Origin of the sequence: Bacillus sp. SB49, from assembly GCF_000469135.2 — a bacterium.
Lineage (GTDB): Bacteria > Bacillota > Bacilli > Bacillales > Halobacillaceae > Halobacillus.
On the sequence record NZ_CP048117.1, the window covers coordinates 1,472,461 to 1,491,799 of the forward strand.

At 48.8% G+C, this 19,339-nt stretch carries 21 protein-coding genes; 19 read left to right on the top strand and 2 right to left on the bottom strand.

The annotated features are described in order from the left end of the window. Window positions 1-101: 101 nt before the first annotated feature. The 14 genes from M662_RS07740 to M662_RS07805 all read left to right on the top strand — a co-directional run bounded on the left by M662_RS07740 (window position 102) and on the right by M662_RS07805 (window position 11,811). A complete protein-coding gene (locus tag M662_RS07740; protein ID WP_026577605.1) occupies window positions 102-764 on the top strand; it encodes a peroxiredoxin in 663 nt (220 codons plus the stop codon). A gap of 283 nt (window positions 765-1,047) precedes the next feature. Continuing rightward, the gene (locus tag M662_RS07745; RefSeq protein ID WP_026577604.1) at window positions 1,048-1,353 is read left to right on the top strand and encodes a hypothetical protein; all 306 of its coding nucleotides are present in this window, start codon (window positions 1,048-1,050) and stop codon (window positions 1,351-1,353) included. Between the two features lie 80 nt (window positions 1,354-1,433). Continuing rightward, a complete protein-coding gene (locus M662_RS07750) occupies window positions 1,434-2,252 on the top strand; it encodes an aminoglycoside 6-adenylyltransferase (RefSeq protein WP_026577603.1) in 819 nt (272 codons plus the stop codon). 176 nt (window positions 2,253-2,428) lie between these two features. Further along, on the top strand, window positions 2,429-3,286 hold the full coding sequence (locus M662_RS07755; protein ID WP_008639431.1) for a GRP family sugar transporter: 858 nt from the start codon (window positions 2,429-2,431) through the stop codon (window positions 3,284-3,286). 13 nt (window positions 3,287-3,299) lie between these two features. After that, window positions 3,300-4,085: a glucose-1-dehydrogenase gene (locus M662_RS07760; RefSeq protein ID WP_026577602.1), complete on the top strand. Its 786-nt coding sequence runs from the start codon at window positions 3,300-3,302 to the stop codon at window positions 4,083-4,085. A gap of 156 nt (window positions 4,086-4,241) precedes the next feature. Next, window positions 4,242-5,828, top strand: a complete 1,587-nt coding sequence (locus M662_RS07765; protein WP_026577601.1) for an L-lactate permease — start codon at window positions 4,242-4,244, stop codon at window positions 5,826-5,828. A 70-nt stretch (window positions 5,829-5,898) separates the two neighbouring features. Then, window positions 5,899-6,612, top strand: coding sequence for a FadR/GntR family transcriptional regulator (locus M662_RS07770; protein ID WP_026577600.1), 714 nt, complete (start codon window positions 5,899-5,901; stop codon window positions 6,610-6,612). 73 nt (window positions 6,613-6,685) lie between these two features. Continuing rightward, complete coding sequence (locus tag M662_RS07775) at window positions 6,686-7,402, top strand: (Fe-S)-binding protein (protein WP_026577599.1); 717 nt, start codon at window positions 6,686-6,688, stop codon at window positions 7,400-7,402. Between the two features lie 15 nt (window positions 7,403-7,417). Continuing rightward, entirely contained in the window at window positions 7,418-8,842 is a 1,425-nt protein-coding gene (locus tag M662_RS07780; protein WP_026577598.1) for a LutB/LldF family L-lactate oxidation iron-sulfur protein, read from the top strand. Continuing rightward, a complete protein-coding gene (locus tag M662_RS07785; protein ID WP_026577597.1) occupies window positions 8,842-9,546 on the top strand; it encodes a LutC/YkgG family protein in 705 nt (234 codons plus the stop codon). Before M662_RS07780 ends, M662_RS07785 begins: the two co-directional genes overlap by 1 nt. A 72-nt stretch (window positions 9,547-9,618) precedes the next feature. Beyond that, a complete protein-coding gene (locus M662_RS07790; RefSeq protein ID WP_026577596.1) occupies window positions 9,619-9,999 on the top strand; it encodes a VOC family protein in 381 nt (126 codons plus the stop codon). Between the two features lie 99 nt (window positions 10,000-10,098). Further along, on the top strand, window positions 10,099-10,716 hold the full coding sequence (locus tag M662_RS07795; RefSeq protein ID WP_026577595.1) for an HAD family hydrolase: 618 nt from the start codon (window positions 10,099-10,101) through the stop codon (window positions 10,714-10,716). Between the two features lie 31 nt (window positions 10,717-10,747). Further along, window positions 10,748-11,071 (top strand): hypothetical protein, encoded by a 324-nt coding sequence (locus M662_RS07800; protein WP_026577594.1) that lies wholly within the window; start codon window positions 10,748-10,750, stop codon window positions 11,069-11,071. A 317-nt stretch (window positions 11,072-11,388) separates the two neighbouring features. Next, window positions 11,389-11,811: a VOC family protein gene (locus tag M662_RS07805; protein ID WP_008639436.1), complete on the top strand. Its 423-nt coding sequence runs from the start codon at window positions 11,389-11,391 to the stop codon at window positions 11,809-11,811. Between the two features lie 44 nt (window positions 11,812-11,855). Here M662_RS07805 and M662_RS07810 read toward each other — a convergent pair whose 3' ends face one another. Further along, entirely contained in the window at window positions 11,856-12,047 is a 192-nt protein-coding gene (locus M662_RS07810) for a CsbD family protein (protein WP_008639437.1), read from the bottom strand. Window positions 12,048-12,404: 357 nt separating this feature from the next. Here M662_RS07810 and abc-f point away from each other — a divergent pair, with 357 nt between their 5' ends. After that, window positions 12,405-14,027: a ribosomal protection-like ABC-F family protein gene (gene abc-f / locus M662_RS07815; RefSeq protein ID WP_026577593.1), complete on the top strand. Its 1,623-nt coding sequence runs from the start codon at window positions 12,405-12,407 to the stop codon at window positions 14,025-14,027. Window positions 14,028-14,063: 36 nt separating this feature from the next. Here the strand turns inward: abc-f and M662_RS07820 are convergent, their stop codons facing one another. Beyond that, complete coding sequence (locus M662_RS07820) at window positions 14,064-14,315, bottom strand: SunI/YnzG family protein (RefSeq protein ID WP_008639444.1); 252 nt, start codon at window positions 14,313-14,315, stop codon at window positions 14,064-14,066. 206 nt (window positions 14,316-14,521) lie between these two features. Here M662_RS07820 and M662_RS07825 point away from each other — a divergent pair, with 206 nt between their 5' ends. The 4 genes from M662_RS07825 to M662_RS07840 all read left to right on the top strand — a co-directional run bounded on the left by M662_RS07825 (window position 14,522) and on the right by M662_RS07840 (window position 19,293). Then, window positions 14,522-15,244: a nucleotidyltransferase domain-containing protein gene (locus M662_RS07825; protein WP_026577592.1), complete on the top strand. Its 723-nt coding sequence runs from the start codon at window positions 14,522-14,524 to the stop codon at window positions 15,242-15,244. Between the two features lie 225 nt (window positions 15,245-15,469). Next, window positions 15,470-16,972 (top strand): amidase, encoded by a 1,503-nt coding sequence (locus M662_RS07830; RefSeq protein ID WP_026577591.1) that lies wholly within the window; start codon window positions 15,470-15,472, stop codon window positions 16,970-16,972. 149 nt (window positions 16,973-17,121) lie between these two features. Beyond that, window positions 17,122-18,060, top strand: a complete 939-nt coding sequence (locus M662_RS07835) for an AraC family transcriptional regulator (RefSeq protein WP_051348870.1) — start codon at window positions 17,122-17,124, stop codon at window positions 18,058-18,060. Between the two features lie 96 nt (window positions 18,061-18,156). Next, window positions 18,157-19,293 carry an FAD-dependent monooxygenase gene (locus M662_RS07840; protein ID WP_026577590.1) on the top strand — a complete coding sequence of 379 codons (1,137 nt, stop codon included), beginning with the start codon at window positions 18,157-18,159 and terminating at the stop codon, window positions 19,291-19,293. Window positions 19,294-19,339 lie beyond the last annotated feature (46 nt).

The window sequence follows — 19,339 nt, forward strand, 5'->3', positions numbered from 1 at the left end:
ACTCATACTATATACCCGTTTAGGTATAAAGTGAATCGGTTATTTACAAAATGTATCCGTTATCAAACGGACGGAACTATCTTACTGGAGGAGGAATAGAAATGGAACGAGAACAATTGGAGCAGGAAGAAACGTATCACCTGCCGAGGATCGGGGAGAAAGCACCAGACTTCAAGGCGCAGACGACACACGGGGAGCTGTCCTTAGGCGACTTCGCCGGAAAATGGTTGATCCTGTTTTCCCATCCATCTGACTTTACCCCGGTGTGTACGACAGAATTCGTCGCGTTCCAATCGATTTATGGTTCTTTAAGGGACAAGGGTGTAGAGCTTCTAGGGCTGAGCGTCGACAGTGTTTCCTCCCACATCGCATGGATTCAGAATATAGAAAAGAACTTCGACACGACGATCGAATTTCCCGTCATTGCGGATCTTGATCAGTCGGTGGCACAGAAATTCGGAATGATCATGCCGGAAAGTGATGGAACCGAAACCTCCCGGGCGGTTTTTGTCATCGATGATCAGCAGATCGTCCGCTCTGTCATCTATTATCCGCTGACGACGGGGAGGAATATGCAGGAAATCGTCCGGCTCGTCGAAGCGCTGAAGGTCACGGATGAACACGGCGTGTCGACACCGGCGGACTGGCAGCAGGGGGATCAGGTCATCGCTTCTCCCCCGAAGACGACGAAGGCGGCGAAAGAACGCTTGAACGATCCGGATTATGATTGCGTGGACTGGTATTTCTGTAAACAAGATCTTTGAGGAAGGAGGCTGCTTTGGATAAGCAGCCTTTTTCATTTGGAGATTTTATTATACGGGGGGAGCGGAATATCTTGTCCGGCTGCATCCGATCTGATTTGCGACTCGGCGTTTATGGGTCGATAAAAATCCTTTTTTCAGCAGAATGAAGGTCTTGGAAGGAGGTACATCCGTTCATAAAAGAAGGTTGTCCTCGCTCAAAGAAGAACGACAGCTGAAGAGAGCTGTCGGTTTTATTGCTTCCTGGATGGCTGTTTGTAATAATTGGAAGAGGAGGGGGGAGCGTATGAAAACGACTTCGGTATTTCTGGAAATGATCCGGCTGTTGATTCTGCTTTTCCTTATCGCCGGAATAGGGTTTACCGCGGTGAACGGAGTCTTCCGAAGCTTCGGGATCGACGTGGCAGAGACGCCGGGAGGCACAGCCTTATCCTTGTCGATGCTGATCCTGTACTTCGTCTTGTACCGGAACAAACTCCAGTTCACCGGTTATTATCAGGGGAAGGGACGGATGAAGTTGAAGCGGCCGATTACCTTGTTACTCGTGAGTACTTCCATTTTCCTGATTGTCCTTGCACCTTTTCTCCACTGAGAAGGTGCTTTTTTTTATTGCTTATTTATTGGAAAAAAGATACAATGGCGTAATATTTATCTTTAAAGGGGGAAACGCGGATGCGGCAGGAAGAAGCAGTGCAGGATATCACAGCAAGTCTGAAAAAAGATCCGGCTGTCCGGAGCATTTTTCTGAAAGGATCGATGGGGCGGAACGATCACGATGCCTACTCGGATATTGATTTGTACTGCATGGTCGAAGAAAAGGAGGAACAAGCGTTTTTGAAAAGGCGGATCGACCATTTGAAGGCGTATAAGGAACTGATTTTCACAGACGACATCTTCATCATCGCCCCGCAGATCATAGGTGTCTATGAGGATCATTTACATATCGACCTGTTTACCGTCACAGAAGCGACGTTTCAGAATAAGGATTACTTCACGGTCTTATACGACCCGGATGGTATCATGGATCCATTTGGAACGGAAGGGAAGTTGACGCTTACCAAAACCGCTTTAACGGAACATATGCTGGATGTGTCCTGGTTCTTATTCCAATATTGGAAAGCAGCCGCGCGAGGCAGTGCCGTATGGGCGGTGGAAATGCTCCGGCACGTCATGAGGTACCTTGCGAACGTGCTGCTTTATAAATATGAACCGGATCGTTCCGTGCTAGGATTGAAGGCATTACCGAAATATCTGCCTGAGGATAAGCGTTTCCGCATCGAAGCCATTTATGAATGGATGACACCATCCCTTCACCGAAAAGCGGCGCGGGAGATTTTGCTGCTTCTAAAGGAAGAAGGCGATTGGATCCGTCACGTATTTTCGGAAGAGGAGAAAGCGGTCGTATTCATGGAGAGCGTGGTAGTGCTGTTATCGGAAGAACCCGGGATAGAAAGGGACGGGGAGCTTCCCATTATACGCGGGAATAGATGAAGACCGAATCGGACGGAATAAGCGCACCGTCTGCCCATGGTATTGTAATGAAAGCTTTCGAATCGAACCTGTCTCCTGTCTGTTGAAAACAGACACGCCATCTCCCGCTCTTCCTTTTCTCACTGCATAAAAAAAGCAGCAAGGTGTGAGAATAACAGGGAAAAGGCGGTGAAGACATGGACATTATCATAGCTCTGATCCCTGCGTTGATGTGGGGAAGTATTCTGCTTGTTGCAAGCAAGCTTGGGGGAGGCCCTGAAGAACAGGTGGTCGGAACGACGTTCGGAGCGCTGGTATTCGCGATCGGAGCGCTCTTCTTCATTTCTCCGGACTATACGGGAACAGCCATCATTATCAGCTTTATATCCGGTCTTCTTTGGTCGCTTGGCCAGATGAATCAGTTCAAAGCCGTTACCCATCTCGGCGTGTCAAAAACGCTTCCGATTTCGACAGGTCTCCAACTTGTCGGTACCTCGCTGTTCGGCGTCCTCGTCTTCGGGGAATGGTCGACGACGATGAAGTTGATTATCGGCATATCGGCACTCGTTCTGATCATTATCGGTGTCGTTTTCACTTCCTACCAGCAGAAAGAAGAGAACGATGATGGTGGAAAGAGCCCGCTTGCCAAAGGAGTCCCGATCCTGCTTATTTCGACCGTCGGCTATGTCGGCTACGTCGTCATCATCCGTTGGTTCTCCATCGACGGATGGACCGCCCTGCTTCCACAGGCGGTCGGTATGGTGATCGGCGCGGTGCTTTTAAGTATCAAAGAAAAACCGTACAGCAAATATACGATAAGGAACTTCATTCCAGGCCTGATGTGGGCGACAGGAAACCTGGCCCTGCTGCTCTCGATTCCGCGCGTCGGGACGGCGACGAGCTTTTCCTTGTCCCAGACAGGGATCATCATTTCAACCCTCGGCGGTATCTTCCTCCTCGGAGAGAAGAAAACGAAGCGCCAGATCGTCTTCGTCATCGTCGGCTGTGTGCTGATCATTATCGGTGGAGTCATGCTCGGCTTCACGAAAAAATAGGAGGGTGTCATCCATGTATGAAGATTTGCAGGGAAAAGTAGCCGTTGTCACAGGTGCGTCATCCGGACTCGGCAAAGCGATTGCTGTCCGGTTCGGACAAGAGAAAATGAACGTCATCGTCAATTACTTGAATAATCCGGACGAAGCGGAGGAGGTCGTCACCGCGATCAAACATGCAGGCGGAGACGCAGCCGCTGTCCAAGGGGACGTTTCAAAGGAAGCGGATGTCGATGGGTTGATTGAGGCCGCCCATGACCGTTTCGGGACGCTGGATGTCATGATGAACAATGCCGGTATTCAGAAGGAAATCGAGTCCCATACGATGTCGCTTTCCGATTACGAAAAGGTGATATCGGTCAATTTGTCCGGCACCTTCCTTGGTTCCACAAAGGCGATCGCTTATATGCTCGATCACGGCATCAAGGGCTGTGTCATCAATATGTCGAGCGTCCATGAAGTGATTCCATGGCCGCATTTCGTTCATTATGCATCCAGTAAAGGCGGCATCAAGATGCTTACGCAGACGCTCGCCCTTGAGTATGCAGCGAAAGGAATCCGCGTCAACAATATCGGTCCCGGTGCCATTAATACACCGATCAATGCAGAGAAGTTCGCCGATGAGGAAGCAAAGCAGGAGGTCCTTTCCATGATTCCGATGAAGGAGATCGGTGAGCCGGAGCAGGTCGCTTCCATCGCTGCGTTCCTCGCTTCCGAGCAGGCAGGCTACGTTACAGGAACGACGCTGTTTGTTGACGGGGGAATGAAGCTCTATCCATCTTTCCGTGCCGGGAAGGGGTAATGTAGGAAAAAAGACCGTCTGATTCAGGTGGTCTTTTTTGTTTTACAAAAATAGGTTGCAAATGGCCGGTTTTCAGATTACACTACATTAAACAGGTCATCAGATGACCTTACTTATCCCATTTATTGAAAGCGATTTCAAAAGGAGGAGATGCATGTGTATTTACTTATAGCGTGGAGTGCTATTCTGTCCCCGTTCCTGTTCCTGGTAGTCTTCCGAATGCCTGCCAAGAAAGGAATGGCGATCAGCGCGGGAATCGTCATATTTCTATCCTTCCTAGCTTGGGGGATGGAAGGACGTGTCATTGCCGCTTCGATATTGGAAGGAACACATAAAACACTGACTATTCTCTATATCTTATTTGGTGCGATTGTTCTGCTCAACACATTGAAGAAAACGGGTGCGGTGGACAGGATCAACCAGGGGTTCCGGAACATCTCAACAGACATGCGGGTTCAAATCGTCATCGTCGCGTTTTTATTCGGGGCCTTAATTGAAGGGGCGGCCGGCTTTGGCACACCGGCTGCTGTCACCGGTCCGCTCATGGTCGCTCTAGGATTCACCCCAATGGCGGCTGCAGCCATTGCGCTGATCGCTGACAGTTCAGCCGTTTCCTTCGGGGCGGTGGGGACCCCGATTCAAGTCGGGCTCAGTAATTTACCGGATGCTGGATTGCCTTTATACAGAGAAATCGGAATTCAGGTCGCTTTCTTCGACTTGTTCGCCGGCACATTTATTCCGTTTATCCTCGTTGTGGTGCTCACATGGTTCTTCGGGAAGCAGAAAGGACTCAGACCGGCGCTGGAGCTTGCGCCATGGACGCTCGTTGTCGGATTCATCTATACATCCTCTGCGTTTCTTTATGCGTACTTATTCGGACATGAATTCGTAGCTATCCTTGCATCATTGACCGGGCTTGCTGCTGCTGGAATCACCGCGAAGAAGGGCTGGCTCCTGCCGAAAACTACATGGCAGGAAGCGCTGCAGGAGGACTTTCGTATGGAAGATAAGAAACACCATATGACTCTTATCCAAGCATGGTCTCCCTATCTTCTCATCGTTGGTCTTCTGCTCCTTACGAGAATCGTTCCGGACGTGAAGGCATTCACGTTGAAGTACATAGACCTCACCTGGTCCAACATCTTAGGTGTAGAAGGGATTACATCCAGCTGGCAGGTACTGTATTCCCCCGGCTCTGTCCTCATTTTTTCTGCCATCATCGGAGGGATGCTGCAAAAGAAATCGTTTCGGGATTTTGCAAGTGCATCCAAAGAGTCGATTCTATCAATGAAAGATGCCACGCTCGCCCTTGTCGCGACATTGGCTCTCGTTCAAGTGTTTACGAACTCGGGAGTGAATGCCAACGAACTCCTTAGTATGCCGCAGTACATAGCTCAAAACCTTGCGGCCGGTTTCGGTTCGTTGTGGGTACTTGCTGCTCCTTTCCTCGGCCAGCTCGGAGCATTTATAACCGGCAGTGCTACGGTGTCTACGTTGACCTTCTCGCCCATCCAGCACAGTATTGCTGAGGAAGCGGCTCTTGCAAAAGATACGATCCTTTCGCTTCAAGTTCTCGGTGCCGCTGCTGGAAATATGATTTGTGTCCACAATGTAGTTGCCGCAGGAACCGTTGTCGGTCTGACAGGAAAGGAAGGCGATATTATCCGGAAGACGCTCCTTCCCGCTTTGCTGTACGGCGTTCTTGCAGCTGCAGCCGCTCTCCTTTTCACTTTACTCAGGTAAGAACCTTTCGATTGTTCCGTTTTTGGAGTAGAATAAAGGTATCAAGTGACTGGAAGTTGGAGGCAGCAAGGTGGAATACAAACCAATTAGAACCAAGAAGATTTATGAACAGGTCGCCGATTCCCTGCTCGATTCTTTAAAGAATGGAACATTGAAGTCGGGAGACAAACTGGATAGTGTCGAGGTGCTGGCAAAGAATTTTGATGTCGGCAGATCCGCAATAAGGGAAGCGCTGAGTGCCTTGAGGGCGATGGGGCTGCTGGAGATGCGCCAGGGTGAAGGAACGTATGTGAAGTCCTTTGATGCGGCGCGGTTTTCGCTGCCTGTGTCTGTTGCTTTCCTGATGAAACCGGAAGATATGCGGGAGCTGCTTGAAGTGAGGAAAATCCTTGAAGTAGGTGCTGCTGGTTCTGCCGCGGTTTCTCGTTCGGAAGCGGACATTGCCAACATGAAGGATGCGCTGCGCTCCATGAAAGAGGCAGGAGGAAATGGGGAGCTGGGGGAACAAGCGGATCTTTTCTTTCACATGGCGCTAGTCCGGGCTTCTCACAATCAGATGCTGATTAATTTGATGAGCAGCGTTTCCGAAATCATGGTTCAGGCAATGCGGGAAACTCGCAAGCTCCTCCATATCAACAACGGTACAGAAAGACTGCTTCAGGAGCATAAGCACGTCTTAGAAGCCATCATAAACAAAGAGGAAGAAGAGGCAAGGACAGCTATGTACGCTCACTTGAGCAGCGTCGAGCATTCTCTGGAGAATTACTTAAAAAAAGGATCCTGATTTATTCAGCATCCTTTTTTAAAACTGGTAGTCATCAGATGACCTTATGTATAAAGTTAGGAGAGGGTAAAAGATGAAAGTTTCGTTGTTTATCACATGTCTATGCGACACGATTACACCGGATGTAGGAAAGGATACGGTCCAGCTCTTGGAGCGTTTTGGGTGCGAAGTTGATTTCCCTGATGGACAGACCTGCTGTGGGCAGCCTGCCTATAACAGTGGATACAGACAGGAATCCAGTCAGGCAATGAAGCAGATGATTCGCGCCTTTGAATCATCCGAGTATGTGGTGGGCCCTTCCGGATCGTGCGTACAGATGATTAAGGAGTATCCAAACGTCCTGAAGGAAGAGCCGGAATGGCAAAAGAAAGCGGAGATACTTGCAGAAAAAACGTACGAACTGACGCAGTTTCTTGTAGACGTATTGAAAGTTGAAGACGTCGGTTCAACTTTTTGCGGCAAGGCGACCTATCACCCTTCCTGCCATATGACAAGGCTGCTGGGAGTGAAGGATGCACCGAGAATTTTACTGGATCATGTGAAGGGGCTCGAATTGATTGAGCTGCCGATGGGCGAAGACTGCTGTGGATTCGGCGGCACGTTCGCTGTGAAGAATTCGGCAATTTCCGGGAGAATAGTTCAGGAGAAAGCGGAGCATGTAGAAGAAACCAATGCCAAGTATCTAATCGGAGGGGATATGGGATGCCTGTTGAATATGGGAGGACGTTTGAGAAGGAACGAACAGGGCGTGAAGGTACTCCATATTGCACAGGTATTGAACAGTCAATAAAAGGAGGAGTGTATCATGAGTATAAAAATAAGTGGAAAGCCTTATGCAGAAAGGATTCAGGATGGAATAGGAAATGGGTTCATGCGTCATGCTGTCTCGTCTGCACAGGGAAGGTTCCGTACAGGGCGTTTGAGGGCGGCTGATGAGCTCGGTGACTGGGAAGAATGGCGTACACTCGGGGAGGAAATCCGTGCCCATACAATGGAAAACCTTGATTATTATCTCTATCAGCTCAGTGAACAGGTGGAGAAAAGAGGTGGAAGTGTCTTCTTCGCTGAAACGGCGGAAGAAGCAAATGCCTACATACGAACCCTTGCAGAACAGAAGGAGGCGCGAAAGGTCGTCAAATCCAAATCGATGGTCACAGAGGAGATAGGGCTGAATGATGCGCTGACTGGGGCCGGGTGTGAGGTGGTGGAATCGGATCTCGGGGAGTGGATTTTACAGTTGGATGACGAACCACCGTCTCATATCGTTACACCGGCTCTCCATAAAAATAAAGAACAGATCCGAGAAACGTTTCGGAAGAAAAAGGGATATAGCGGATCGGATGACCCTGGGGAGCTTGCTGCTTTCGCCCGTGAACAGCTTCGGAAGGATTTTCTTGGAGCAGATATTGGCGTGACCGGATGTAATTTCGCCGTCGCTGAATCTGGAGCAGTGACTCTTGTCACAAATGAAGGAAATGCCCGAATGGTGACAAGTCTTCCGAAAACACAGATTACGGTGATGGGAATGGAGCGAATTGTCCCGACATGGGAGGACCTGGAGGTTGTTGTTAGTCTGCTGACCAGATCTGCCGTCGGTCAGAAGCTTACCAGCTATGTCACGGCCCTCACTGGTACGAAGCTGGAAGGAGAAGGAGACGGCCCGGAGGATTTTCATTTGGTCGTCGTGGATAATGGACGGTCTAAGATACTTGGCACGGAATTTCAATCGGCACTTCACTGTATCCGCTGTGCTGCTTGTATCAATGCATGTCCTGTATATCGCCACGTCGGTGGTCATGCTTACGGTTCCATCTATCCGGGACCGATCGGGGCAGTACTCACTCCACTTCTCGATGGATATGAGGATCATAAGGAACTTCCCTACGCTTCCAGCTTATGTGCGGCCTGTACGGAGGCGTGCCCGGTAAAAATTCCCCTACATGAACATTTGATTCGGCACAGGGAGATTATTGTGGAGCGGGAGCACAAGACATCGAAAGCGGAGCGGATCATGATGAACGGGTTTGCGAAATGGGCTTCTATTCCGGCTGCTTACAAGCTGTCTGCCAAATTGGCCGGCACAGCCTTGAAACCCTTGGTGAAAGATGGATATATCAGCAAAGGCCCTGGTCCGTTAAAAGGATGGACGGAGGAACGGGATTTTCCTGCCCCTCCGAAGACGAGCTTTCGTGATTGGTACAAACAAAGGGAACAGAGGAGGGAGCACTGATGGCTGTTTATAATGGTGAGGAATTCTTAAGTAAGCTGGCAGGAAGATTAGGAAGAGAGAGAAGAAAAGAAGTGCGCGCCCCTGTTTATTCTACCAGTCCGCAGGATCGAGTTTTTCAAGGTGCCGACCAAGACGACCTGATAGAGAAAATTGAGAAGCAGTGCCAGGTAATTCATACCGATTTCAGGAGGACGACATTCGATGGACTCGAAGCTACTCTTCTTCAAATACTGGATCAATATGAGGTATCAAGTATTGTAAGTGCCGGAGGAAAACGACTGGAGGAATACAAGCTAGACGAAATGTATGAACGATGGAGCCCTGGTCGCTTTGTTCATATATGGCAGGGGAAGAAGGGGGAAGAGAACATAGAAGTGGCCGAGCGTGCAGACACGGGAATTGTTTTTAGTGATGTCACGTTGGCGGAATCGGGTACGGTTGTCCTTTACAACGATCATGATAATGGAAGATCGATCAGCCTTCTTCCAAAAACTTTTATCGCCCTTATTCCAAAGAGTACCCTGGTGCCACGGATGACTCAGGCCGCCCGGTTGATTCATGAACAAGAAGTGGAAGGGAATGGGGTTCCCTCCTGCATCAGCTTCATCACTGGCCCGAGCAACAGCGCGGACATCGAAATGCAGTTGATTGTCGGTGTTCACGGTCCCGTGAAAGCCTCCTATATTGTCATAGAGGATAGATGATCCTAAGGAAGGGGAAACGGCTTTCTTGTCGAATAGAATCAATATCAACTATTTAATCAGGGAGGCGTTCTTATGTTCCAAAAGCTCGGACAGGTGATGGTGTATGTGGAGGATCAGGATAGGGCTGTCGATTTTTGGAAAGAGAAGCTGGGGTTTCACGTACGTTCGGAGGAAAAGGAAAGCGGGATGCGCTGGATCGAGTTGGCGCCGGAAGAAACATCGGAAACAAGCATCGTTCTTCATGACAAAGCCTTTGTCCAAAAGATGGATCCGGAGATGAATCTCGGTACCCCGTCGCTGATGTTCTTCACGGACGACCTTGATCACCTGTACGGAACGATGCAGAAGCGTGGTGTAACGGTCGGGGATGTAGTCGACATGCCCGGCGGCCGCGTGTTCAACTTTGCAGATGACGAAGGACAGTATTTCGCAGTTATGGAACAGAAAAAGTAAGTCTATAGAAAAAGCCGGATCACTCCGGCTTTTTTTGTGTCGTACCTTTTTTCTGTGATACATTAAAAAGAGAAAGAGGATAGACAGGAGGCAGTATATATGGACAGCATTATTTTTGACTTGGACGGAACCATTTGGGATCCGATTGATACGGTGCTCGATGCTTGGAACAAAGCACTGGAGCAGGACGACAGGATCGATACGACATTCACCCGTGCCGACCTGGAAGGGGTTATGGGACTTCAGGTGAAGGAAATGAGTGCAAAACTTATGCCGGAGCTTAAGGAAGCCGATCGTCTGGACATCATGGACCGCTGCTTCGAGCTTGAAGAAGAGCAGATCCGGAAGCAGGGGGGAGCCCTTTTTCCACAGGTGGAAGAAGTGTTGGATCGGCTTTCTGATACCTATGATCTGTTTATCGTCAGCAACTGCCAGGACGGCTACATCGAGTCCTTCTATGAATATCACAAACTCGAACGCTACTTTAAAGATTATGAAAATCCGGGCCGGACGGGGTTGTCAAAAGGCGAAAATATCAAGCTGGTGATCGACCGCAACAACCTTGATGCCCCGGTGTACGTGGGGGATACGAACGGGGATGAGAAGGCGGCGTCGGATGCCGGCATCCCGTTTGTGTACGCGGCCTATGGTTTCGGTGAAGTCGAAGGATATGATAAGAAGATCGAAGCATTTAAGGATCTGGAACAGCTGTTCTAATATTTGTTTAAAGATAGGATGAATGTACGTTTTGTTTGTTATGTATCTCGGAATGTCTGCCGGTATGAACGTCATGACCGGTGTTCATATAGCCATCGCTTTATTTGCCATCATCACAGCTAATGCAGCGGAACGTTCGATCATTACGAAGCGGTCGAATAAGTATCTGTTTCTCGGAGTCAGTATCATCTACAGCCTCGTCGTTCCTTTCATCGCAGAACCGGTGATGGTGGAGGCTTCCCACGGGGACTCTCCGGGGTACTTCCGCTTCCTGCTGTTTCTAATTGTGCTTGGTTTTGTATTTGTACAAATCATTGGATATGACCTGTTAAATCGCGTGACGGAAGACGATTGAGGCGTGAAAGAGGAAGGTGGATGTAAGAATTAAAGGCTGTCTATGCGGACAGCCTTTTTTTTCGTCAGCCGGTGATATCCTTTTCCTTTCCCTTCTCGTACGTGACGATGCTTGGAAGGAGAAACGAAATAAACAAGAAATAAAGCACGAGAGCGGCTGTGAAGACAGCAGAGGAATGGAGTAAGGGAACAAAATTCTACAAGATCGGGCAGGAATTGCATCGATACTTAGAGAAACAAGAACGTATATCCTGTGTGCGGAGGGGAGGTCGTTTCGTCAGCTGGTAAGAATCATCCTTTGTAATGGAGGGATTAAAGATGGCTTTACAGGCTAAACAGACGTATCTGAATCTACCTGTCAAAGATCTGGATAAATCCATGCGTTTCTTCAAGGAATTGGGGTTTGACTTTCATACCGATTATACGGACGACAAAGCAGCCTGTCTGATTATCAATGAACGGACGTTTCTCATGCTGCTGGTTAACGACATGTTTGATACGTTTACGAATAAGGAACGGGCAGACACGGCGAAACAGACGGAAATGATCATCGCCGTGTCCACCGATTCGCGGAAACAAGTCGATGACATCGTAAACAAAGCGCTGGAAGCCGGCGGGAAACCATCGAATGAACCATTTGATCACGGGTTTATGTACGGGTGGAGCTTCCAGGACCTTGACGGTCACCTTTGGGAAGTGATGTACATGGAAGAGAACGCGAATGAAGAGGCCGCAGGGTAAGAAAAAAAGACGGAAGAGGCGTGCATTCCTCTTCCGTCTTTATGTTATCGATTATGTTTTTCGTTGTCTTTCATATTGCCGATGCCTTCCTGCATGCTGCCTTTCGTCTTGTCTTTCTTGCCTTCGCGCTGCATTTTCGGGTCGTCTTTGGCATTACCTACCTGGTCTTTCACTTCCCCTTTGACTTTGTTGACAGCACCTTTCACTTTATCGCTGAGTCCTTTGTTATCTGCCATTTCGAACACTCCTTATGATAAAAGTGGTTGCAGAGTACTTGTACCCGCTGTGTACTTCCTGAAACATGGGAATGGTTTTGGAGGAAAGCTTTTACATGAAATGACGGCTGTGCTATAGTGGTTCTAACTTATGAAGAAGGGATGATGGGTGGCCGATGAAAAACTAATCTTATGTTCCAAAGTCTGAAATCGAAACATTTCATGCTTACGAATCTAGGATTAGTCTGCCCATTTTTCCATAGCGACAAGAGCTGTTCCCACGGGAAGGCTTTGTTTGTTGTTGTTTTCGTGCGGCTAATCCTTCCAGGAATCTGGGAGGATTTTTTGTTCTCCTGGAAAAGAGAGGATCGGATGTTTATGAACGAACACGTGAGAATAAGGGACGTCGATGCGGCAACGAATGAGAAAGTGATTTTGAAGGGAGCGGCTGCGACCTGTCATAAGGGAGACGTCATCGGCATCATCGGGCCGAACGGCTGCGGGAAGTCGACGCTGCTCCGCTTGATTTCGGGAGGTTTGAATCCAGACAGAGGGCGGATAGAAATCTTAGGCCGTTCCGTGAGGCTGCTTGAACAAGAGGTGGAGACTTTTCCAACGGAACCAAAGCTGCCGGAGGAGAAGCGGCTGCGTAATAAGTGGCAGGTTCCAGACGGTACGTTCACTTCTCTCAGCGGCGGAGAAAAGTTGAAAGCGCGACTGGCCCGGGCTTTCGCTCAAGGATCTGATCTACTCTTGTTGGATGAGCCGACAAATCACTTGGATGAAGCCGGTATGGAAGCGCTCCTTCAGGAAGTGAAGCGCTACAAGGGCACGATTCTGCTTGTTTCCCACGACCGTCGTTTTCTCGATGAAGCTGTTTCGAAAATCTGGTCGATCGAGAACAAAGGGATTGTCGAGAACGTCGGGAACTATTCGGCGTACATGGAGGTCCGGGAACAGCGGAAACGGACGGAGCAGCGGGCGGTCGCGAAACAACAGAAGATGGTCGAGCAGATCGAAGGCCAGATGAAGGAACTGGCATCGTGGTCGAAGAAAGCGCACGATGCCTCCACAAAGAAGGAAGGCTACAAAGAGTACTACCGGAAAAAGGCCAAGCGGACGGATAAACAGGTGAAATCGAAACAGAAGCGTTTGGAGAAAGAACTGGATAAGCATACGATCGACCGGTTGGAGGAGGAGAAAGACATCCGATTCTCCTTAAAGACGAAAGATAAAACGGGAAGACGTTTCGTGGAAGCGAAAGGGTTGACGAAGCGGTTCGGTGACCGGATATTGTTTGAGGATGTCCACTTTACCATTCAGCACGGGGAAAAAATCGGGCTCGCAGGGCCAAATGGCAGCGGGAAGACGACACTGTTGAACATCATCCTTGGCAGGGAGACAGCAGAAGGAGACGTGTGGATTTCGCCGGCTGCCAACGTCGGTGTTCTTACCCAGCAGGTTTTCGATTTACCATTGGACGAAACTCCCGCCCGCTACTTTTATCAGGAATCGTTTGAAGCGAGAGGGAAAGTGCGGACGTTGATGGATCAATTGGGCTTCACGGATGATCAGTGGAAAGAGAAGTTCAAGGATATGAGTATGGGGGAGCGTGTAAAGTGCAAACTGATGGTTCACTTACTGGATGGGAAAGATGTGCTCATCCTTGATGAACCGACGAACCACCTGGACCTCCCCTCCAGAGAACAGCTGGAGAAGACGCTCGCTCTTTATGAAGGGACGCTGGTCGTCGTATCCCACGACCGCTATTTCATGGAGAAGACGACTGACACAACATGGTCGTTGGCAGGCCGTAAGATCAGAAAGGGAACCAGGGTAAAACCCGTGGAGGAATCAGAAGCGATGCGGATGCGTCTGGAAACGGAACGGCAGGAAGTGCTCGGGAAATTGAGCTTCCTCCTGCCGGGTGATGATGCGTATCAGGAACTGGACGCTAAGTTCAAGGAACTGACACGATTGATCCATCAACAGGAAAAATAAAGGGAAGGGCGGAGAGCCCTTCCCTTTTTCGTAATCTTATTTCCTTAGAGTTGCCAAGATGGTCGCGGGGGATGTCGTAAACAGGATGTAGGTTTCCTTTGTCGTCTTCATAACGATTCTATCTGTCGTGGCAGATGGGAAACCGATGCGCACCGCGTCGGCGGGTCCTCCGCCGTACGTTTCATCCTGATAGATGTCAAGAATGTCTTCAGCAGGTATGTCCACCTTGAAAAACTGCCAGCGGATTTTGATGGTCCTTCCTGTATGTTTCACACGTACTTCGAACATGTCCTGCCTCCTTTTTCATAAACGGACTTCGCTCCTCTTTACGATGGTAGGAACGATTTCGTTTCAGAAGAATTCGGGTCTGTTTAGGAAAGCATCAATTTAATGGAAAATAGCGCTGCCGAATGACACGGTCCAAATCGTCAGAAAATGATAGCTGGGGATGCGGTTTTGTGGCATGATGGATAAAAAGTAGAGGAGAGATAGGAATGGCTTTGTCTAAAAGATTGGAGCCGCTTGAGGCTGTGAAACGGATAATAGACGAGAGGTTCCCCGCCTGTGATGCGGCGATCGTTGCCGGGAGTGTCATCCGAGGGGAAGGGACGGCGACGTCGGACCTTGATATCGTCCTGTTTGAGCGGGAAAGACAGGCCTCTTATCGCACATCCTTCTTTGCATACGGATGGCCGATGGAAGTGTTCGTGCACAGCTTCCATTCTTATGAAAATTATTTCGAAAGCGACAGGGAAAGAGGACAGCCGAGCCTGCAGCAAATGGTTTCGGAAGGGACGATCGTGCGGGATGCCCCTGAACTAAAACGTATAAGGGAAGAAGCGAAACAGGTGCTCTTGGAAGGACCGGACCTGTGGAGTGAATCGGTAATCAGGGAGAAGCGATATTTTATTACCGATCTGCTGGAAGACTTCATAGGGTGTTCCTCCAGGGACGAAGGAATATTCATTGCCGGATCCCTGGCAGAGCGGACGGGAGATTTTATTTTACGGACGAATAAGTGCTGGAGCGGGTCTTCCAAGTGGCTGCTGAGGGCTCTTAAGAGACATGACCCAACCATAGCTGGACAATTTAGTGACGCCTTTCACCGCTATTATCGGAATGGAGAAAAAGAATCAGTCATTCAATTGGTGGATGAAGCGATGGTTCCGCACGGCGGAAGGTTGTTCGAAGGCTTTTCGATTGGGAAAGACACATGAATAGGATAAGAATGGAGACAGCAGGGAATGATCACTGGTGTCTTTTTTGTGTAAAATATTTTGAAAATTATAACAAATTATCGTATGATAGAGTTTACCTTCTTATTCGATTGGAAGGAAGTGGTTATCTCAGTCGCTGTTCACTATAGTGGGAACGATTTCAGTAAGTCTGATGGAAAGCCTTTCGGGAGGACAAACCATAAAATTAAAAGGTGGAGATGGGATATGAGTTTTCAAATCGAGGAAGCTACGATTGCATCGATCCATACAGCCATGATGAACAAGGAATTGACGTGCAGGGAGCTTGTCGAGATGTATGTGCAGCGAATTCACGATTATGACCAGAACGGCCCGGAAATCAACGCCATAGTCGACGTGAACATGAAGGTGATGGAGGAAGCTGATGAACTCGACACCTACCTTGCCGCTGCCGGTAAATTGAAGGGGCCGCTGCACGGGATCCCCATTCTCGTCAAAGACCAGGTTGATACCAAAGGCATCCGCACGACCTATGGATCTGAAGTGTTCGATGAGCATATCCCTGATGAGGATGCCGAGATTATTAAGAAGCTGAAGCAGGACGGGGCTATTGTATTGGCGAAAACCCTGCTGCCTGATTTCGCCGCTTCCTTCTTCGCTTGTTCTTCCTCCGGCGGGGAAACGAAGAACCCGTATGCACTGGACAGGGATGCGGGTGGGTCGAGCAGCGGCAGTGCCGCCGGTGTTGCCGCGAATTTCGGGGCGGTAGCGATAGGGGAAGACACGGCGGGATCGATTCGTCTTCCTGCTTCCTTCAATAATATATTCGGTGTACGCGTAACGACAGGACTGATCAGCCGTCATGGATTATCGTCCCTGGTCCACTTCCAAGATACACCCGGGCCGATGACGCGGACGGTAAAAGATGCCGCCATCCTGCTCGATACAATGGTCGGGTATGATCCGAAAGATCCCTACACCACTGCTGTTCTTCAGGCAAAAGATGCAGGTACCTACACCGAGCAGCTATCGGCGGAAGGATTGAACGGAGCCCGAATTGGAATATTACGGGAAGCGTTTGGGCCGGAAGGAAACCCGGATTGTGCGGCAGTAAACGAAGTAGCAGTCGCTGCCATTGCTGCTATGGAAGAAAACGGAGCGGAAGTGATTGATTCTGTATCCATCCCTGATTTGGAGAAGTATACGATGGAAACGGCACTGTATCATATTCAGTCCAAATATGATATTAATCAATTTTTGGAGACGAAAGGCGAAGTTACTTTGGAGGAGATTTATGAAAAAGGTCAATATCACCGGCTGCTTGATTTATTCCATGCGGTCATGACAGGGCCGGATCGTCCTGAAGAAAATCCGCTGTATTATAAGCAGCGTCACTTACAGGAAGTTTTCAGGCGAGAGATCGAGAACGTGCTCGCTCTTCATGATTTGGATGCGCTTGCTTTCCCGGATGTCCAAGTACTACCGCCGACGAGAGATGAGTTGTACAGTGGCAAGTGGATGAAAGAAATATTCCCTACCAACACCCTCATTTCCTCTCAGACCGGTCTTCCATCCTTGTCTATGCCAGCTGGTTTCACACAGGACGGCATTCCTGTAGGCATCCAACTTCTGGGACGGTCCTACGATGAAGCTACGTTATTAACGCTCGCCTATGGGTATGAACAAAAAGTCAGACCGAGGAAATCTCCGGCACTGGATCTTGTTTCTATGGATGAAAAGCAGGTATAAAGCCTGCTTTTTTTGTTTTCAGAATGAATTCGTTTACCAATCTGCTTTCGTTCCCCCCCTTTCCTGCCCTCCTGATTGTTTGGACATATTACTTACATAGAAGCCGGGATGTTTTTATAATGGAGGTTTAAAGGTTTAGGAGGGGTAAGATGGAGTACCCGTACGAGCAGGTGATGATGGAAAGAGAAACACAAATTTTCATGCTTATGCCTTCCGTGGAATACATATCGATGCATTGGCATGATCGACTGGAACTAATATTGGTGTTGGATGGGAACGTGCGTCTTACCGTCGAGAAGGATGTCTACGATTTGCAGGCGCTTGACCTGGTAGTTGTCAACGCTGATGAAATCCATGGAGTAGAAGCACGAGGACATAACCGCCTGATCATTATGCAGATACCTGAGAAATTCTTGGAATCTGTGGACCCGGACGCTGCAAAGGAATGTTTTATGCGGTTCCTTTCAGCAGAAGGGGATGTAACGAGCGCGGACAAAATAAGAAAGAGAATGATTGAAATGTTGATTCTGGCTGATAAGAATAAACCGTTTGATCATATTAAGATTCATTCCTTATGTTTGGACATACTCTACCTATTGTTGAAGGGTTTCAGGACGTCATCGAATAGAGGATGCTTCCGGAAAAAGAAAAACGACCGTTCACGTCTTAACCGTATGATTCAATATATCCAGAACCACTTTTCCTATCCGATTACATTAGCAGATCTTGCGAAACAGGAAGGGCTGAGCCGGTCTTACGTGTCCAGATATTTTCGCAAGCACATGGGGATATCATTCATGTCCTATTTGAAGGGAGTGCGCTTGGAACATGCATTGCGCATGCTGATCGGGTCGGATTGGTCTATCACAGATATTGCACTCCAATCCGGTTTCTCGAATCTGACCACTTTCCATAATCTGTTCAAAACTACCTTCCATAAAACTCCCCACCAATATCGTAAACAAGCCCGGTCACATCAACCTCCGAAGGTTCAACAAAGCGGTGGCCGGATGTACCATTATGAGGAACAGGTGGATATAAACGTATTGGAAAAGGTATATGCACAACTGGCAAATGACAAGGATTGATAGGGTTTATGTCACAAAACGGGATGTTTCCACAAGAGGTCCAGTATACAATGTAGAAGGTGTTCAAACGAAGATTAGTAGGAAGAAGGTCATTCTATGTCACAATTACCAATTACGCGTGTTCTTATAGTCGGCGGAGGCATCGGTGGACTGTCGACGGCCATCGCCCTCGGAAAACTGGGGATAAAAACAGAAATAGTCGAAGTGAAACAAGATTGGCAGGTGTATGGAGTCGGTATTTTCCAGCCGCCGAATGCACTCCGTGCGTTAAATGAATTAAATGTAGCGAAACGGTGTCTGGAAGAAGGTTATTCATTTGAAGGAATGGCCTACTGCGATGCGGAAGGAAACCGATTCGCAGAACCGGAATCTCCTAAAATTGCAGGGTACCCCGGTCTGAATGTCATCTCCAGAAAAAAACTCCATGATCTTCTTCTTGAAGAGGCATTGTCTTACGACACGACAATGCGAATGGGGACAACAGTTGAATCTTTCAACCATATAGAGCAAGGGGTATCCGTACAGCTTACGGACGGGACTGTACAAACATATGATCTCGTCATTGGCGCAGACGGAGCGAATTCCAGAATGAGAGACTTGTTATTCGGATCGATCGAAAAGTCTTACGTCGGTCAGGCTGTATGGAGATACAAACTGCCTCGATTGGAAGGTGTGGAAACGAGTATCCTGTATTATGGTGAAAAGGCAAAAGCCGGCTTGGTTCCAATGTCGGAACAGGAAATGTACCTGTTACTAACGACGTCTGAACCAGGGAATCCGAGAATGCCGGAAGATCGCCTTCATGAGTTATTATTGGACAGGATCGATGGTTTCGGTGGACAAGTGGCTGCCATCAAGCCATGGATTACCGATCCTGATGCTGTCGTTTACCGTCCAATCTTTGATCATATGTTGCAAAGTCCGTGGTATGAAGGCTCTGTCCTATTAATAGGAGATGCTGCTCACTGTACGACTCCTCATCTTGGTCAAGGGGCAGCGCTCGCAGTCGAGGATGCCGTCGTCTTAGCGGAGTTGATCAAGGAGCATGAGGATGTTCATACCATCATGCAGGCGTTTATGAATCGCAGGTATGATCGCTCGCGCTATCTTTTGGACCACTCGCACCAGCTGGCGGAGTGGGAATTGATGGAATGGGCGGGGACACTTCCAGAACATACGGATGTGGCCGCTTATTCTTATGAAACGTTGAAGAAGATGAATGAAGCTATTTAACTCTGCGCACCCCTGAAGCAGGCAGCCTCCTGGTTCAGGGGTGCTT

What these genes read in the sequence shown, in the direction of transcription:
- M662_RS07740 (WP_026577605.1), top strand. Translation starts at nt 102, where the DNA reads ATGGAACGAGAACAATTGGAGCAGGAAGAAACGTATCACCTGCCGAGG.
- M662_RS07745 (WP_026577604.1), top strand. Translation starts at nt 1,048, where the DNA reads ATGAAAACGACTTCGGTATTTCTGGAAATGATCCGGCTGTTGATTCTG.
- M662_RS07750 (WP_026577603.1), top strand. Translation starts at nt 1,434, where the DNA reads ATGCGGCAGGAAGAAGCAGTGCAGGATATCACAGCAAGTCTGAAAAAA.
- M662_RS07755 (WP_008639431.1), top strand. Translation starts at nt 2,429, where the DNA reads ATGGACATTATCATAGCTCTGATCCCTGCGTTGATGTGGGGAAGTATT.
- M662_RS07760 (WP_026577602.1), top strand. Translation starts at nt 3,300, where the DNA reads ATGTATGAAGATTTGCAGGGAAAAGTAGCCGTTGTCACAGGTGCGTCA.
- M662_RS07775 (WP_026577599.1), top strand. Translation starts at nt 6,686, where the DNA reads ATGAAAGTTTCGTTGTTTATCACATGTCTATGCGACACGATTACACCG.
- M662_RS07780 (WP_026577598.1), top strand. Translation starts at nt 7,418, where the DNA reads ATGAGTATAAAAATAAGTGGAAAGCCTTATGCAGAAAGGATTCAGGAT.
- M662_RS07785 (WP_026577597.1), top strand. Translation starts at nt 8,842, where the DNA reads ATGGCTGTTTATAATGGTGAGGAATTCTTAAGTAAGCTGGCAGGAAGA.
- M662_RS07790 (WP_026577596.1), top strand. Translation starts at nt 9,619, where the DNA reads ATGTTCCAAAAGCTCGGACAGGTGATGGTGTATGTGGAGGATCAGGAT.
- M662_RS07795 (WP_026577595.1), top strand. Translation starts at nt 10,099, where the DNA reads ATGGACAGCATTATTTTTGACTTGGACGGAACCATTTGGGATCCGATT.
- M662_RS07805 (WP_008639436.1), top strand. Translation starts at nt 11,389, where the DNA reads ATGGCTTTACAGGCTAAACAGACGTATCTGAATCTACCTGTCAAAGAT.
- M662_RS07810 (WP_008639437.1), bottom strand. Translation starts at nt 12,047, where the DNA reads ATGGCAGATAACAAAGGACTCAGCGATAAAGTGAAAGGTGCTGTCAAC.
- abc-f (WP_026577593.1), top strand. Translation starts at nt 12,405, where the DNA reads ATGAACGAACACGTGAGAATAAGGGACGTCGATGCGGCAACGAATGAG.
- M662_RS07820 (WP_008639444.1), bottom strand. Translation starts at nt 14,315, where the DNA reads ATGTTCGAAGTACGTGTGAAACATACAGGAAGGACCATCAAAATCCGC.
- M662_RS07825 (WP_026577592.1), top strand. Translation starts at nt 14,522, where the DNA reads ATGGCTTTGTCTAAAAGATTGGAGCCGCTTGAGGCTGTGAAACGGATA.
- M662_RS07830 (WP_026577591.1), top strand. Translation starts at nt 15,470, where the DNA reads ATGAGTTTTCAAATCGAGGAAGCTACGATTGCATCGATCCATACAGCC.
- M662_RS07835 (WP_051348870.1), top strand. Translation starts at nt 17,122, where the DNA reads ATGGAGTACCCGTACGAGCAGGTGATGATGGAAAGAGAAACACAAATT.
- M662_RS07840 (WP_026577590.1), top strand. Translation starts at nt 18,157, where the DNA reads ATGTCACAATTACCAATTACGCGTGTTCTTATAGTCGGCGGAGGCATC.